This window comes from Parabacteroides sp. ASF519, assembly GCF_000364265.2.
GTDB classification, from domain to species: Bacteria; Bacteroidota; Bacteroidia; order Bacteroidales; family Tannerellaceae; genus Parabacteroides; species Parabacteroides goldsteinii.
This window is the reverse complement of record NZ_AQFV02000006.1, coordinates 1,076,545-1,092,671: the sequence shown is the minus strand read 5'-3', so window position 1 is coordinate 1,092,671 and position 16,127 is coordinate 1,076,545. Positions and strand designations below refer to the sequence as shown.

At 45.4% G+C, this 16,127-nt stretch carries 11 protein-coding genes; 2 read left to right on the top strand and 9 right to left on the bottom strand.

Annotated features, from left to right (window positions below; translation table 11 throughout):
* On the top strand, positions 1-1,371 hold the full coding sequence (locus C825_RS04170) for a TolC family protein (protein WP_010801508.1): 1,371 nt from the start codon (positions 1-3) through the stop codon (positions 1,369-1,371).
* Positions 1,372-1,518: 147 nt separating this feature from the next.
* On the opposite strand, the gene rocF is transcribed toward C825_RS04170, so the two are convergent.
* The 3 genes from rocF to C825_RS04155 all read right to left on the bottom strand — a co-directional run bounded on the left by rocF (position 1,519) and on the right by C825_RS04155 (position 5,092).
* Positions 1,519-2,415, bottom strand: coding sequence for an arginase (gene rocF, locus C825_RS04165; protein WP_010801507.1), 897 nt, complete (start codon positions 2,413-2,415; stop codon positions 1,519-1,521).
* A 23-nt stretch (positions 2,416-2,438) separates the two neighbouring features.
* The gene (gene rocD, locus C825_RS04160) at positions 2,439-3,647 is read right to left on the bottom strand and encodes an ornithine--oxo-acid transaminase (RefSeq protein WP_007655679.1); all 1,209 of its coding nucleotides are present in this window, start codon (positions 3,645-3,647) and stop codon (positions 2,439-2,441) included.
* A 209-nt stretch (positions 3,648-3,856) separates the two neighbouring features.
* Positions 3,857-5,092, bottom strand: coding sequence for an MFS transporter (locus C825_RS04155; protein ID WP_007655681.1), 1,236 nt, complete (start codon positions 5,090-5,092; stop codon positions 3,857-3,859).
* A 225-nt stretch (positions 5,093-5,317) separates the two neighbouring features.
* Here C825_RS04155 and C825_RS04150 point away from each other — a divergent pair, with 225 nt between their 5' ends.
* Positions 5,318-9,277, top strand: coding sequence for a hybrid sensor histidine kinase/response regulator (locus tag C825_RS04150; RefSeq protein WP_010801506.1), 3,960 nt, complete (start codon positions 5,318-5,320; stop codon positions 9,275-9,277).
* A gap of 689 nt (positions 9,278-9,966) precedes the next feature.
* On the opposite strand, the gene C825_RS04145 is transcribed toward C825_RS04150, so the two are convergent.
* The 6 genes from C825_RS04145 to C825_RS04120 form a co-directional block, all read right to left on the bottom strand.
* Positions 9,967-11,127: a 1-acyl-sn-glycerol-3-phosphate acyltransferase gene (locus C825_RS04145; RefSeq protein ID WP_010801505.1), complete on the bottom strand. Its 1,161-nt coding sequence runs from the start codon at positions 11,125-11,127 to the stop codon at positions 9,967-9,969.
* Positions 11,128-11,138: 11 nt separating this feature from the next.
* Entirely contained in the window at positions 11,139-12,146 is a 1,008-nt protein-coding gene (locus C825_RS04140) for a D-alanine--D-alanine ligase (RefSeq protein ID WP_010801504.1), read from the bottom strand.
* Positions 12,147-12,148: 2 nt separating this feature from the next.
* Positions 12,149-13,222, bottom strand: a complete 1,074-nt coding sequence (locus C825_RS04135; protein ID WP_010801503.1) for an RluA family pseudouridine synthase — start codon at positions 13,220-13,222, stop codon at positions 12,149-12,151.
* A 2-nt stretch (positions 13,223-13,224) separates the two neighbouring features.
* Positions 13,225-13,860 carry a PASTA domain-containing protein gene (locus tag C825_RS04130; protein WP_007655703.1) on the bottom strand — a complete coding sequence of 212 codons (636 nt, stop codon included), beginning with the start codon at positions 13,858-13,860 and terminating at the stop codon, positions 13,225-13,227.
* Positions 13,861-13,977: 117 nt separating this feature from the next.
* The gene (gene rpmH, locus C825_RS04125) at positions 13,978-14,130 is read right to left on the bottom strand and encodes a 50S ribosomal protein L34 (RefSeq protein WP_005633099.1); all 153 of its coding nucleotides are present in this window, start codon (positions 14,128-14,130) and stop codon (positions 13,978-13,980) included.
* Positions 14,131-14,227: 97 nt separating this feature from the next.
* Positions 14,228-16,117, bottom strand: coding sequence for a RagB/SusD family nutrient uptake outer membrane protein (locus C825_RS04120; RefSeq protein WP_010801502.1), 1,890 nt, complete (start codon positions 16,115-16,117; stop codon positions 14,228-14,230).
* Positions 16,118-16,127 lie beyond the last annotated feature (10 nt).

Sequence of the window (16,127 nt, the reverse complement as noted above, 5' to 3'; positions counted from 1 at the left end):
ATGAAAAATAATATCATTCTATTATCTGTCGCCACCCTCTCGCTACTGAGCGGGTGCGGCATCTACAAATCCTACCAACCGGAAACCTCCGTCCCTGACAACCTCTTCAGGGAGGAGGCGCCGGTTACGGATACGACAAACATCGGCAATCTCGACTGGCGGGAACTTTTCACAGACCCTCAGTTGCAGGCACTAATTGAGAAAGGGTTGGAAAACAACACCGACCTGCGCACCGCCCACCTGCGGGTACAGGAGGCCGAAGCCGCCCTGATGACGTCGCGCCTGGCTTACCTGCCGGCTCTTAACCTGACTCCGCAGGGTACCATCAGCAGTTTCGACGGTTCGAAAGCCGCCAAAAGTTATCAGTTGGCGGCCTCAGCAAGTTGGGAAATAGATATATTCGGGAGACTGACAAACGCCAAAAGAAGTGCGCAGGCAGCTCTCGAACAAACCAAATCATACAAACAGGCCGTCCGGACACAGCTAATAGCCACTATAGCCAACTCCTACTACACTTTATTATTGCTCGACAAACAACTTGTCATCAGTGAACGGACGGCCTCTCTTTGGAAAGAGAATGTACAAGCCATGCAGGCATTGAAAAAGGCAGGCCTGGCAAACGAAGCCGCCGTCTCGCAGTCAGAAGCGAACAGCCTCAGCGTAGAAGCCTCCCTCCTGACCTTGCGCCAACAGATTAATGAGATGGAGAACAGCCTTTCCAACCTACTCGGAGAAGTACCGCAGCGGGTGGAACGGGGCAACCTGGACCGCCAGGAGTTTCCCGAAACATTGTCGACCGGCGTTCCGCTCGCCCTCCTGGGTAACCGTCCGGACGTACGGCAGGCAGAATACTCGCTGGCACAGGCGTTTTATACAACGAACGGGGCACGGAGCGCTTTCTATCCGAACATCAACCTGAGCGGTGTGGCCGGATGGACCAACAGCGGAGGAGGCATCATCGCGAATCCCGGCGGTCTGTTGTTGCAGGCTATCGGTTCGCTGACGCAGCCGTTATTCAACAAAGGTGCCAACATCGCCCAACTGAAGATTGCGAAAGCGCAGCAGGAAGAAGCCTCACTGGCTTTCCAGCAAAGCATCCTGAATGCGGGTAGCGAAGTGAACAACGCCCTGACCCAGTGGCAGACGGCACGCGGACGCATCACACTGGCTGACCGGCAAATCGTTTCCCTGCAAAAGGCCGTAAAAAGCACGCAGTTGCTGATGGACCACGGAAATATCACCTACCTGGAAGTGCTGACTGCCCAACAATCATTGTTGCAGGCCGAACTTTCCCAGGCGGCTGACCGCTTCGACGAAATACAAGGTGTCATCAACCTCTACCATGCTTTGGGAGGAGGACAGGAAGAATAAAAATTCTAGCCTACCTAGAACCTCCTTTCGAGGCAGGCTAGAAAGGGGCTTCCAGGCAAGATAGAAAGTAGTTTCCAGGTTAACAAGAAAGGTGCCGCATCTTTTAGCAGATGCGGCACCTTTTTTTATCTCTTTCCGGCAGTGCGGTCAGAGCCGGGCGGTTATATAATCAATAATATCGAGGCAGAGATTGGTTGTCAGGTCATTTGTATCCAGATCGGGATTCAGCTCGACCAGGTCCATCGACTTTATCAGGTTCGTAGATAGCATATGTTCCACAAAATCTTTAAACTCGTCGGGGATCAGACCTTCGCTGACCCGCGTTCCCGTTCCCGGAGCAAAGCGGGGGTCGATACTGTCCACATCGATACTGAAATGGACGTTGCGTATTTTCCTTTCCTTCAGTTTCCGTTTAATATCTTCCGCTACAAAGCCGATGCCTTTCAGACGGATCGTTTCCATCGTGTAGACACTTAAATGTTCCCGGTCTATCAATGCCAACTCTCCTTCATCCAGGCTACGGGTACCTACCAGAAAAACATTCTGCGGATTCACCTTATTCCCTTGTCCGTATATATTGACCAGTTCCTCGCTACCCATGCCCATCAAAGCACTCAACGGCATACCGTGGATATTTCCGCTGGGAGAAGTTTCATTCGTATTGAGATCGCCGTGTGCATCCAGCCAGATGATACCGAAATCATCAAAACTTTTTCCAACCCCGGAGGCACTCCCCAGCCCAAGTGAATGATCGCCACCGATAACCAGCGGGAAAGCTCCTCCGCGTAGCGTATCATAGACCAGTTCCGCCAGGTTATTGTTCACCTCCACTATCGCATCGAGGTATTTCATACTCTTGCTCCGGGCAAACTTATCCGCTTCCGACACAAGCGGGACATAGAGGTTGCCCAAATCAAAGGCACGATGCCCATTCTTCCGGATAACCTGCATCAATCCCCGTTCACGCAGATGGTTCGGGGCCCGTTCAACGCCTTCCCGGTCACAACCCAGGTTCAGAAGGACTCCTATTACGTTTATTTTCATATGATAATTTATTACGATTATTATCAAAACCGAGCAAACGTCTCCTTTATAATACCTACCGCCTCCATCATCTGTTCACGGGTAATAATCAGAGGTGGGGTGAAGCGGATAATATGGTCGTGCGTCGGCTTGGCTATCAGGCCGTTTTCTTTCAGTGCGAGGCAGATATCCCAGGCAACCTTTCCGTCATGCGGTTCGGTGACTACGGCATTCAGTAATCCTTTACCACGAACTTGTTTGACCATCGGATTGTCTATCTTTTCCATTTCACTACGGAAAAGTTCACCCATTGCATAAGCATTTTCAGACAGATATTCATCGCGCACCACCTCCAATGCAGCAATACCGACGGCAGCAGCCAGCGGGTTTCCGCCATAAGTGGAACCATGTTCGCCCGGAGCAATCGTCAGCATAATCTCATCGTTTGCCAGTACAGCGGAAACAGGAGTCACACCTCCTGAAAGAGCCTTGCCCAATATCAGGATATCCGGATGAATATTCTCATAATCGCAAGCCAGCAGTTTCCCGGTACGACCGATACCGGTCTGTATCTCATCTGCAATGAACAGGACATTATGTTGTTTGCAGAGGTCGTAGCACCGGCGGAGATAACCGTCATCGGGAACAACTACGCCTGCCTCTCCCTGTATCGGCTCCAACAGGAGACCGACTACATCGGGATCTTGCAATGCTTCTGCCAATGCTTCTACATTATTATATTGTACTTTAATAAAACCCGGCGTGTATGGTCCGAAGTCTTCATAGGAACTCGGGTCGGTACTCATCGAGATGATTGTAATCGTCCGCCCGTGGAAGTTCTCGCTGCAAACAATAATCTTTGCTTTTTCGGGAGCGATACCCTTGATGCGGTATCCCCAGCGGCGTGCCAGCTTCAGGGCGGTCTCGACCGCTTCTGCTCCGGTATTCATCGGTAACAGTTTGTCGTAGCCGAAGAACTTACAGGCAAACTCCATATATTCACCCAATATATCTGCGTAAAATGCACGCGATACGAGTGTCAGCTTCTGCGCCTGTTCGGTTAATGCTTTGATGATTTTAGGATGACAATGCCCCTGGCTCAGGGCGGAATAACCGGACAGGAAATCAAAATAACGTTTGCCTTCCACGTCCCACACAAATACGCCTTCTCCTTTTTCGAGAACGACAGGTAGGGGATGATAGTTGTGTGCACCAAACTTCCCCTCACGGGTGATGTAATCTTCCGGTCTCATACTATTTCTGATTTAATTGTTTTTGTCAGACTGTAAGCGTTTCATACAGCCTTTGAGCCAAAGATAGTAATTTGAGTGACAGTATGTCACCGAAAGATCTATGTTAAGAAACACACTCCCCCCATAGAATAAAAAAGGGATGACCTTTGTCATCCCCTTTTTCATGTTTGGCGTAAAAAATATATATAGTCTTGAGAATTAAATGCGTATTATTTATCGACAGTTTTAAGGCTTACCGGCTTAAACAGGAATATGAATAAAAACAGCAATACCGCCGTGCAAGCCGAAGAGATTAGGAACAATACCGGCCAGTCACATTTGTCGCCGTCACGGAACTGACCGATCAACCATCCGTTCCACAAAGTTCCTATCAGGAAACCGATCCCCCAGACCAGGAAGAAAAGTAATCCCTGCGCCTGTGCCTTCATCTCCTTCGGTGCCACATTATCGGTATAGACCTGTCCGCCGACATAGAATAATCCGAAAATCAAACCGTGCACAATAATACCGATATAATAGAACCATTGCTGCCCTGTTTCTGCCCCAAAGAAAAAGGCCCCGTAACGAACCAACATAGCAGCCATACCAAATATCAATGTATTCTTAATACCCGATTTTACCAGAATAGTCGTGGTAATTATCAGGAAAAACATCTCTGCCAATTGCCCGAAGTTCATCGTCACTGTGATATTTCGTACCTGTTCGTCCGCCAGAATCATGGAACCGTATACATGGTAAAGCGTAAACGGGATGATCGACAAGAATGTAAGAATCATAAACACACGGTAATTCTTATCTTTCATCAAAGAAAAAGCGGAGAATCCTGTAATATCCATCACCGATATCTTTGTACTCTTTGCCACCGACGGAGGAGTATGCGGAAGTGTCAGGTTGGCAAAAGCAGCAATGAAACAGACACCCGCTCCGCAATACATCGGCAGGTTCGTATCATCGAACGCTTCCATCCCCAACAGATGGATAGCTACCAGACTGAAAATCCCCGAAGCTACCCATCCGACCGAACCGAACATACGTATACGCGGGAACTGCTCGGAAGGAGCGTGGCTCATCGCAATCGTACTTGTCAGACTCTGTGTCGGCATGTGACAAAGCATCGCCATTACAACAAAGAACATGAGAGGAGGAAAATCCTGCTGCTGAGCAGCCAGCAGCAGGAAAACTCCCGTTAAAATATTCAAAACTGCCAAAATCTTCTCTGCGGCAAAATAGCGGTCGGCAATTGCTCCGATAAACGAAGAGGCCATTGCACCGATAGCCATTGCACTTAATACTAAAGAAACCTGATACACTTCCAGCTTGAGCGTGTGAGACAAATAAGCTGCCAGCGGCACCCACCAGACAGCACTCAGCATGTACTGCAAAAACATCATCAGACAAAGTTGAATCTTTGTTCCTATTCCTGTATTAAAATGTAGTGTACTCATGATAGTAATATAAAAAGGTTTCTTGTTGTGTTTTCCAATCGTTGCTCAAAAGTACTCCCTATCAAAAGAAAAGTCTGTTTGTTCCGGTTGCATTAATTCCTCTAATCATCTCATTCTGTGCTGTTCTCACCCGGTATGATACGATTTTTGAAATCCGTGATACAATAAATGAAAACTGGTAATACAATTTTGCATATCTTGCAGTGTCAAACAACAAACTTATATATGAGCTATCTGAAGTTGATCTTATCTATACTTTTCCTGTCTTGTTCCTGCTGGCTTTTTGCAGAAGAAAGCAACTATCTCTTCCGCCATTACCAGGTGGAAAACGGGTTAAGCGATAATATGGTGACCTGTTGCGTGCAGGATAAAAGCGGCTATATATGGATCGGGACGCGTGACGGACTGAACCGCTTTGACGGCTATACATTTAAAGTATTCCGGAATGACCCGGACGTCCCGGAATCGCTCGGCAACAACTGGATCACACATCTGGACTGCGACCGTGACGGGAATTTATGGGTGGGTACCCTTTCCGGGCTATACCAGTACAATGAGGCCAAAGAATCATTTCTGCATGTTCCTTTCACAAAAAACAAAGGGATCGACCTATTCCGGTTTGATAAAAACAATCAGCTGTGGTTGCTCATGGACGGAACACTGATACAATATAATGTATCCGACGGACAGTTTCATATCTTTGCCGGTAATAACGGACAGACCTATACCTCCTTTTGTATCATGGCAGACAATTCCCTTTGGCTGGGTGATTCGGAAGGCTTTATCTCTCTGTTGAACCCGGAAGACGGCAGTCTGGAATCGCACAACCTGTTTGCCCATTCACCTGCCACTACCTCCCGGAAGTTATCCATGCTATCCCCCTCTCCTTCTTCTGCCAACATCTATGTGGCATTTGAGCATGATGACGTGAAAATATTCAATGTTCTTTCAAAAACCTATCAGGACCTGAATATTCAGGAAAAAAATCAATTGACTATCCTGATCAACTGTTTCCTTGAAAAAAACCAGAAAGAACTCTGGATCGGAACCGACTCGGGCCTGTTCATCTATGACCTGGACCTCGGAACCTGCAAACGTATCAGGCAGGACCCGTTGGACCCCTATGCACTATCCAGCCATTTTGTCTCAGCCTTGTTTAAAGACCGCGAAGACGGGGTCTGGATATGCTTCCACCAGAACGGAGTGAACTACTACTCTCCCTTCCGTCCTTTCAATGTATATTATCCCTGGAACGAAACGCATTCGCTGAAAGGAGAAGTAATACGCGACATTTGTACAGACATCTACGGGAATATCTGGGTAGGGACAGAAGACGCCGGCATCAATTGCCTGGAAAAGAAAACCGGGACTTTCACCAACTACCAGCCTGTCCCCGGCATGAAAAGTCTTTCACACACTAATATCCGGGGATTGGCGGCCTCCGGGGATAACCTGTGGATAGGTCATGTGATACACGGTATCGACTTGATGGATATACGGACCCGGAAAGTAATCAAACACTACGACCTGCTGAAAGATGCACAAACGGTAAAGAACAGTACCGTCAAATGCATCAAGGTCTTGCGTGAAGGAGAAGTACTGGTCGGAACGGAAGACGGCATTTTCCGTTACGATTACCTGAACGATCGCTTTGTCTATGCTACCCAATTCCCGCCATTCGCCGTCAACTGCCTGTATGAGGACCGGGTCGGAAAGATATGGCTCGGCATGTTCAACCGCAGCTATTATTTCAATACGATCAGCAATAGCGGTATGTATCTCCAATATGATAAACTGAACACCCAGCGCCACAATTCAGTAAACGATGCCTGTGAAGACAAGTCCGGCAATATGTGGTTTGCCACGGTGGAAGGAGTGATCAAATATGACTTTCAGACCGGCGAATCATTACATTATACGGTGAAAAACGGTATGCCGAGTAACGTTGCTTTCCGTATTCTCCCCGATGATAATAATCATATCTGGATCAGTACCGCAAACGGATTGGTTCGCCTTAACACACAGACCGAAGAAATCACTACCTACACGGAAGCACACGGCCTCGTTACCCGGCAGTTCAATTATAACTCAGCTTTCAAAGATGAAGACGGTACCCTTTATTTTGGTACAGTGAAAGGATTTATACACTTCAGACCGACGGATGTACGTCCGGCAGACGAAAAGATGGACGTACATATCAGTTCCCTGGATATACAGAACGGAGCGGACGGAAGAAAAGTTATCAACAGTTCAGCCGTATCGGAAGTCAAAAGCATTACACTGAATCATAAAGAATCGTCTTTCAATATCAATTTCTCAGCTCTCAACTTCATAGCTCCCGGTTCGGTGCAATACGCTTACCGGATGGTTAACCTCGACAGGGATTGGATTTCACTCGGAGAACGTAACATCGTTTACTTCACCGATCTGCATCCGGGCAGCTATACATTTGAAGTAAAAGCAGCCAATCTTGCCAATAGCTGGGGGGATGATATTACCCGACTGCATATCACGGTACTCCCTCCCTGGTGGACATCCACTACAGCCTATGTAATTTATGCTTTCTTCTTCCTTGTAATGATTATTTACCTGATCTTTTCCTGGCAAAAGAAAGAAAGAAGGAATATGGCATACAACATGCAGATATTTGAAAGCAAGAAAGAGAAAGAACTTTACCAGGCAAAGATAGACTTCTTTATCAACATCGCACATGAGATCCGCACGCCACTCACGCTGATCAAGAATCCGCTGGAGCGCCTGCTGAAATCGGACAAGATCGGAGAAAAAGAGAATAACTCACTGATACTGATGGATAAAAATGTATCCCGCCTGTTATCACTCGTCAACCAGTTGCTGGATTTCCGGAAAACAGAGATCGAAGGTTATCGTCTGAACTTTGTCCGCACGGAAGTCGTTTCGCTCCTTTCCGAGACCGCCAAACGCTTTCAGGATATAGCCACGGAGAATAATCTCCTGTTAAATCTGGATCTGTCTGTACAGGAGCTATATGTTTTTGTTGACCGCGAAGCTCTCACCAAGATAATGAGCAACCTGTTTTCGAATGCCGTTAAGTATGCAGCCAAGAGCATCGTGGTGCGCTTGCATCTATCTTCCGATTACGAAACATTCATGATCGACTTTATCAACGACGGGGTTCCCGTTCCTATCGATATGAGGGATAAAATATTCGAACCTTTCTACCGTATCAAAGGGAATGAAGACAAGCCAGGGACCGGTCTGGGATTACCATTAGCTCGCTCGCTAGCCGAAATGCATCATGGAATACTTGAATTGGTTGACTTCCAAAACAACCAGACAATGTTCCGTATCACCCTGCCGGTAAAACAAACCGGAGCAGTAAAAACAACAGACGAGGAATCTCAGCCACAGACATCCCTTCCTAAAATAACTTATACCTGCGAAGAGGGGCGTCCGACCGTCCTGATCGTTGAAGACAATAAGGAAATGAGTGCTTTCATCGCAGACGAGGTCAATGAGAACTATAATGTATTGGTGGCCGGTAATGGCTCCGAGGCATTGGACTGGTTGAAAAAACAGAGTGTACAACTTATTATAAGCGATGTCATGATGCCGGTAATGGATGGCTTTGCCCTCCTCCAACACGTAAAAGCGGATATTGAATTCAGCCATATCCCGATCATTTTATTAACAGCAAAAAATACCATGCAGTCACGCCTGGAAGGGTTGGAACTCGGAGCAGATGCTTATATAGACAAACCGTTTTCCACCAGCTTGCTGATGGCACAAATTTCAAATCTGTTATCAAACCGGGACAATATCCGTAAGTTCTATTTCAACTCACCGATCGCCAACATGAAATCGATGGCTTACACCAAAGCAGACGAAGGTTTCCTTGAAAAATTGAATGAGATTATCAACGAACATATTGGTAATCCGGACCTGGATGTAAACATGATCGCCGACCTGATGCACTTGAGCCGCCCGACACTGTACCGTAAAATCCGTGCCATATCAGATCTTACTCCCAATGAACTGATTAAAATCAGCCGTTTAAAGAAAGCAGCCGAACTATTGCTACAGGGAAATATGAAGATATATGAGATATCGGATGCAGTAGGATTCAGTTCGCAATCTTATTTCTGGTCTGCATTTATCAAACAGTTTGGAGTTAGCCCGTCAAAATATGCAAAAGAAAACAGGTAAAAATACATACACCCTGTTGCACGGTAAAAGAAAATGAGATCATTGATAATCAACATCTATTAAGCAAATAGGACAGAAAAGGACAAAAAGGACACCGCCACATTTTCAGAAAGCAAGGCTCTCTGCATACCCTACGCTTCACATATTTTAGGGTTCGTTCTTGCACTGTCACATTCGTTTCTTTTAATTTAATCGGAACGCCCTATTTCTATACTATTATACTTGTTCTTTTCATTTCTTTTTTTTATCTTTGGAAAAAGTGAATCATATGGCTGAAGTAGAAAAAATAGTATAACAAAAATAGAATATATTCATTATCAACCATCCAATGATATTAATGATTTTATTTTCTATTTCAAAAAATATGCGCTACCTCATATTCGAGCCTTTATTGCCAAACTTAAACTTCGTAAAAAATAAGGGACTCACTTTCTGAAAATGTGGCGGTGTCCTTTTTGTCCTTTTCTGTCCCTATCTTTTAATACTAGCTGATTTACAATCATTTACCCTATAGCCCACCATACAACTGGGTATAAGGTAACGAGGGGCGGAATATAGGGTATTCGACCATACCCTATAGAGAAAAACAGGATACGGTTCCCTAAACAGAACTCACTTATAAACAACAAAAGGCATCCTTTCCGGGACACCTTTTGCTATTCATATTTTTATATGGATTTCTTTCTATCTTATTCCTGAGTTGCCAGGTGATTCTTCAATGGGTTGGTATACATTTCCAGAATCTTTGTACGCAGGAAGGCTTCATCCTTGTTTGGCAATACAATTTTATCCAACTGTCCCTGCAAATATTCTTCAAAGTGTTTTTTGTCTCTTAAACCGTAGTTACTACTGAAACGCTTTGTACCTGTCAACATATCGTATGCTACGTAATTACAAGGATAGAAACGGTAATGTTTATAGATTTCCTTGTCTATGATGTTTGCGATAGTAGCGATCAGTTCATTCTTTTCCATATCCTTATCCAAAGCAGCTAGCTGATCATTGATAGGCTGTGTCAATGTAAAATGAACGCGGCCCTTATTGTTCAGGATACCTGTTTCCATACTCAGCAGGTCGTCACGCTGACTTTTCACATAATTGGGATCATCGCGTTTCATCTGGAACTCTTTTGCTTTCAGGAAGTCACACGGATCATACTCGTAAGAAATAGCTACCGGGAAGATATTCAAATCCATGATATTCGATACGATATCCTTGTCACCGCTCATATTCAGCATTTTCAATACGCTACCCTGTGTACGGTCGTTTGAATCCTTGGCACGGCCTTCACGCTGTGCAATCCAGATCGATTCTTTCGTTTCGTTGATCGTATGACGGATATAAGCAGACAATGTACGGCTTACATCCAGCATCTGACGTACGGAAACACCACGTTTCACGATAAAACTGTTGTTCAGGCGAACCAAAGTTTCTATCCAGGGACGGATCATCAGATTATCACCGATGGCTACCTGTGTCATACCATAACCTACATCATACAACATGACATTCAGGAAGGAAGCATCCAATACAATATCCCGATGATTGGAAATAAACGTACAAGGCTTTTTATCCTTCGGCAGACGGCTTCGTCCGGAGATCGTCAGCGAGAAGGTCGTCTTGTTAGCCACCAGCATCACTGCCTCATAAGCCAGCTTCGATTTAAAATCTTCTTTCGTCTTGAAAGAACGCATTGTTTCGGAAAACTCTTTCCAGTTTACATCCGGTTTGATGTACCGGAAGGCCCGCTCGAAATCTTCGTTGGTTACCAATGCCTCGATTGCATCCTTCACCTCGTTGTTGTTCAGCGGACGAATGTCGTCAAAATTATAGGAAACTTCTGTATCCATATCGTTTAATTTTATTTACCTACCTTTTGCAGTTCGTTCTCAATAATGTCAGTCATGACATCTTTGATATCCAATCCGGCAGCCCGAACCTGCTGCGGAATAAAGCTGGTAGCTGTCATACCCGGTGTTGTATTTACTTCGAGCATTTTCGGTTCACCGTCTGCCTCAATAATAAAATCCACCCGGATAAGCCCTTTGGCGCCCAGTATATCGTAAATCTTTGATGCTTCGCGTTGTACCTTCTCCGTCAGTTCAGGAGAAATACGGGCCGGAGTGATCTCGTCAGACTCCCCGTTGTACTTGGCGTTAAAATCAAAGAACTCATTCTTTGTAACTACTTCGGTAAGCGGAAAAACTACTTCTTTCCGGGCTGCTCCCGAGCCACAGCCTACCTTATAACAACCGCAAGTCACTTCTGTTCCGGAAATAAAACTCTCCAACATGACCTCATTCCCTTCGGCAAAAGCCTTAGCTATAGCCGGTTGTAATTGTGAAGCATCCTTCACCTTTGTAACACCGAAACTGCTTCCCCCGTCATTGGGTTTCACAAATATCGGCAATCCCAAACGGCTCACAGCCTCTTCGTCCGTAACTGTCTGTCCTCTGAACAAACGGATGGAATCAGAGACTCTGATGCCAAAGCTACGCAAATAATTATTACAAACAAATTTATTAAAGGTCAAAGCGCTCACCAACTGACTGCATGAAGAATAAGGCATGCCTATCAAATCGAAATATCCCTGCAACCGTCCGTCTTCACCCGGAGTACCGTGAATAGTGATGTAAGCAAAGTCGAAATGCTTTACTTCGCCATTCTCACGGAAACTAAAATCATTTTTGTCTATTAGTGTATGTTCCCCTCCAGGAAGTTTTACCGCCCATTCGCCCTTCTTAACGATGGCAATATATAAATTATATTTGTCTTTATCAATAAAAGAGTAGATTCCTTCTGCACTTTTTAATGAAACAACAATTTCAGAGGAGTCTCCTCCGGCTACAATAGCAATGTTCTTTTTCATTTTTATATCTCTTTAGTATTTGCATATACCCGCCACTTTTCTATCAGTTGTGTCATATCGGCCGGAATTTCGGAATCAAAAAACATTTCCTCGCCGGTAGTAGGATGCACAAACCCCAACGTCTTGGCATGGAGTGCCTGCCGGGGACAGATAGCAAAGCAGTTCTGTACGAACTGTTTATATCTTGTAAAAGTCGTTCCTTTCAATATTTCATTTCCGCCATAACGTTCATCGTTGAAAAGCGTATGGCCGATATATTTCATATGCACACGGATCTGATGCGTACGTCCCGTCTCCAGGCGGCATTTCACCAATGTCACATATCCCAGACGTTCCAACACGGAGTAATGGGTAACGGCCGTCTTTCCCTGATCTCCTTCGGGAAATACCGTCATCTGCATCCGGTCGCGCGGGTCGCGTCCGATATTACCTTCGATACGGCCTTCGTCGTCTTTCACGATGCCCCATACCAGGGCACGATATTCGCGTTTAGTCGTCTTATTGAAAAACTGCATACTGAGATGCGCCTTTGCTTCCGGCTTCTTGGCTACAACCAGTAGTCCGGAAGTATCTTTGTCGATACGGTGAACCAGTCCTAACGCCGGATCATTCGGATCGTAAGTAGGATCATCTTTTAAATACCATGCCAAGGCATTTACCAACGTACCGGTATAATTGCCATGACCCGGATGCACGACCAGACCTGCCGGTTTATCAACCACCAGCAAATCATCGTCTTCATAAATAATCTTTATAGGAATATTCTCAGGAATAATTGCTAAATCCCGACGGGGACGAGACATCATAATAGTCACGACATCCTCCGGTTTCACCCGGTAATTGCTTTTTACCGGCTTGCCGTTTGCCATGATACAACCGGCATCGGCAGCCAACTGTATCCGGTTACGGGTGGCCCCCATCATCCGGTCTACCAGGAATTTATCTACCCGCAACAAGGATTGCCCGCGATCGGCAACGAAGCGGAAATGTTCATACAGCCGGGGAACATCCTCCTCGTTCTGTTCTAACAGGTCATCAACCTGTTCATCATCCATTTCGTCGAAAAATTCATCCATAGCTAAAACCAGTTTTCTTCTTCACTATCCAATGATTCGATGGGCATCGTCGACAGGGAGTCGATCGACAAAGAGTCGGGATGCATCTCGGCTTCACCGCTGCTCACCTTCAGCACCAGCGGTGCCGTAAGCGGAACATGCTCACCTTTTGCCAACGCCCGTCCACGCAGATCGACAGAAACTGCCAGATCCTTGAAGTCACCCGGAACATACTCGATCTCCACATTTTCAAACCCGCGGGCTTTTAAAAGCGCATACGCCTGGCGGAATGACAGGTCTTCCACTTCCGGAATTGTTGCCATCTGCGAGGTCAAAGCATTCACGGTGATAAAAACGATACGTCCTTCTTTCACCTTCGAGCCGGCCAATGGAGACAGCTCGACGATAGCTCCCGGTTCCACGTCTTTAGAGAATACCGAGTCGATCACATTATAACGCAGGTTGTTATTTTTGAAGAATTCAGCGGCTTCTTCTATCTTCAGTCCCTTCACATCCGGAACTACAACAGCCTCATTATGCCGTGTATAATGATCCAGCCATTTCAAAGCACCATAGATCAGGCCACACGTCACGACCACTGCCAGCAGCAGGTTCAAGACGTACGGATTCTTTATCAGTTTAACAAAAAAGTTATTCATCTCTGTTTGTTTTTGTAGGCGGGATCAAAAATAGAAAACAAAGCCGTTAAAACAAAGAAAGTAAAGGCTTTTTAGCAAAAACCTCTACTTTCTTATACTAATTTCTTCTAACGGGGATTATCCGTTATATTCGTCAGATACAGTTAATTTAGCTCTTCCTTTAGCACGACGAGATGCTAATACTCTACGGCCATTAGCAGTAGCCATTCTAGAACGGAAGCCATGCTTGTTCTTTCTTTTTCTGTTGGAAGGTTGGAATGTTCTTTTCATCTTTCTATATATTTATTTATTATTATCTTACATATCAATTCGGGCTGCAAAGATAGAGGTTTTTTTTTAATAAACAAAGAGTTGAAAGTTTTTTCTTCTAATTCCAGCCCGGATTCTGCTTCAAATTCGGATTCAGAGCAATTTCATTAGTAGGAATCTGATACAGATAGTATTTCTCCAGCCAGCCTTTACCTGTTTTTACCGGATCATTATACATATATACATATCCCTCTGTTTTTCCGGAGGCATCGGCAAAACCTGTATTCAAATCAATAAACTGCCCGCTGTTACCAATCTGCTCTTTAGTCGCCCATTGTCCGTACTGTACTTTGTTTACAAACCATTCCGCTTTTTTCCAACGCCGTATGTCGTAAAAGCCAAAACCTTCGCCCATCAGTTCCACCATCCGTTCACGACGAATCTCCCAAAGAACCGGAGCTACCGACGGGTCCCGAGCCAGGTCGAAGCTGTCATTGATCTCGCTGACCGTCATACTGGCAATCTTTGCCCTTACCCGCAGTTTATTAATGGTTGCATCAGCTACTCCCTGATTAAACTCTCCCTTCTCGAATTTGGCTTCCGCATAGTTCAGCAGGACTTCTTCAATCTTAAATAAAGGGACATCGGTTGTCCCCTGATTTTCACGAGAATCATCCCATACATTATAATAACGGTATACATAATTACCGCTACGGGCTACAATGAAACCTTGCCCCCAATTATTAGTCGAGAAATGAGGGATGCCTTCCAATACAGAAGCCGACCAGTTCATCAGAGGAAAAACCTTATGCTTGCCAGCTTCCCCGTTTCCACCTCCATATCCGGTATAAGTGGTAATCCCCATCAAGTCCATATACTCTTTATCAGCCGGATTATCCGTATATTCCCAAGAATTGTTATTGTTTTTACGAACAACTTTATAGGGTGGTGCGACTGTCTCCAACAAACGGTAATCACGATGCCGAAATGTTGAATACATCGTTTTATCCGTTTTTCCCCATTCATAGGAGCTACTGGTAGAAATCGGTTTTCCGTCTTCACACAGATACATGTCGACAATGTGCTGGGGCATTTCCACATTATGGGTGGAAGTCCGTTCCACATGTGTCAGCACATAATTTGTAAAAATCTTAGGAACATACTCCTGATACAGGATCACTCCCGGAACACCTGCCAGGTCAGAGGTCAGCATTTCCCCGAAACTGCTGTGTACCGTCGGATAGGCAGCCATCAGACTTTCGGATGCTTTGATACAGGCATCAAAATATTTCTCATAATCGCCCAGTTCATGATATTTCCGCCAGGTTCCTTCAAATAAGGCAAAACGGGAGATCAATGCACGTACAACATGCACATTGATCGTGTTATCCCCGTCGCCTTCCGGTTTTATATGTTGTTCAGCGTATAATAAGTTTTCCAGAACCTTGTCCGCCACTTCTTTACGCGGAGTACGCGGACCATAAGCCACTTCGGTATCACTATCACCCAGGATATGCTCTACCCAAGGCACATCGCCAAAACGGGCGATCAGTTCCATATAATAATAAGCACGAAAAAAGTAACCGACAGAGCGCCAATGTTCCTTATCGACATCACTCATAGAAGAATTATCTATATTATCCAGCATTAGGTTGGCATTACGGACAAAAGAGAAATTCCATCCGTTGCCGGAAGCCGCATCCGTTATCGTCTGGAAAGCATAACTGTTCCCGCTACCCAACCGGCGCATCAGATAACCCGCATTGATATCTCCCTGATAAGATACGGCACTGGCATAGGAACCTCCCGTCCCCGGACGCCGCAACATATTACCATTCGTAAATACATTATACAATCCCCACGCATATGTCTTGAACGTACTGTAGGTTGAAAATACAGTTTCTTCGGTCAATGAATCCTTCGGAGAATGTTCCATGAAATCATCATTACACCCCGGCATGGCAGCCAATCCTGCCATAATCATCAAAGAATATATTATTTTTTTCATTTTCCTGCTA

Coding starts and splice junctions, on each gene's coding strand:
- C825_RS04170 (WP_010801508.1), top strand. CDS start 1: ATGAAAAATAATATCATTCTATTATCTGTCGCCACCCTCTCGCTACTG.
- rocF (WP_010801507.1), bottom strand. CDS start 2,415: ATGAAAATAAACGTAATAGGAGTCCTTCTGAACCTGGGTTGTGACCGG.
- rocD (WP_007655679.1), bottom strand. CDS start 3,647: ATGAGACCGGAAGATTACATCACCCGTGAGGGGAAGTTTGGTGCACAC.
- C825_RS04155 (WP_007655681.1), bottom strand. CDS start 5,092: ATGAGTACACTACATTTTAATACAGGAATAGGAACAAAGATTCAACTT.
- C825_RS04150 (WP_010801506.1), top strand. CDS start 5,318: ATGAGCTATCTGAAGTTGATCTTATCTATACTTTTCCTGTCTTGTTCC.
- C825_RS04145 (WP_010801505.1), bottom strand. CDS start 11,127: ATGGATACAGAAGTTTCCTATAATTTTGACGACATTCGTCCGCTGAAC.
- C825_RS04140 (WP_010801504.1), bottom strand. CDS start 12,146: ATGAAAAAGAACATTGCTATTGTAGCCGGAGGAGACTCCTCTGAAATT.
- C825_RS04135 (WP_010801503.1), bottom strand. CDS start 13,222: ATGGATGAATTTTTCGACGAAATGGATGATGAACAGGTTGATGACCTG.
- C825_RS04130 (WP_007655703.1), bottom strand. CDS start 13,860: ATGAATAACTTTTTTGTTAAACTGATAAAGAATCCGTACGTCTTGAAC.
- rpmH (WP_005633099.1), bottom strand. CDS start 14,130: ATGAAAAGAACATTCCAACCTTCCAACAGAAAAAGAAAGAACAAGCAT.
- C825_RS04120 (WP_010801502.1), bottom strand. CDS start 16,117: ATGAAAAAAATAATATATTCTTTGATGATTATGGCAGGATTGGCTGCC.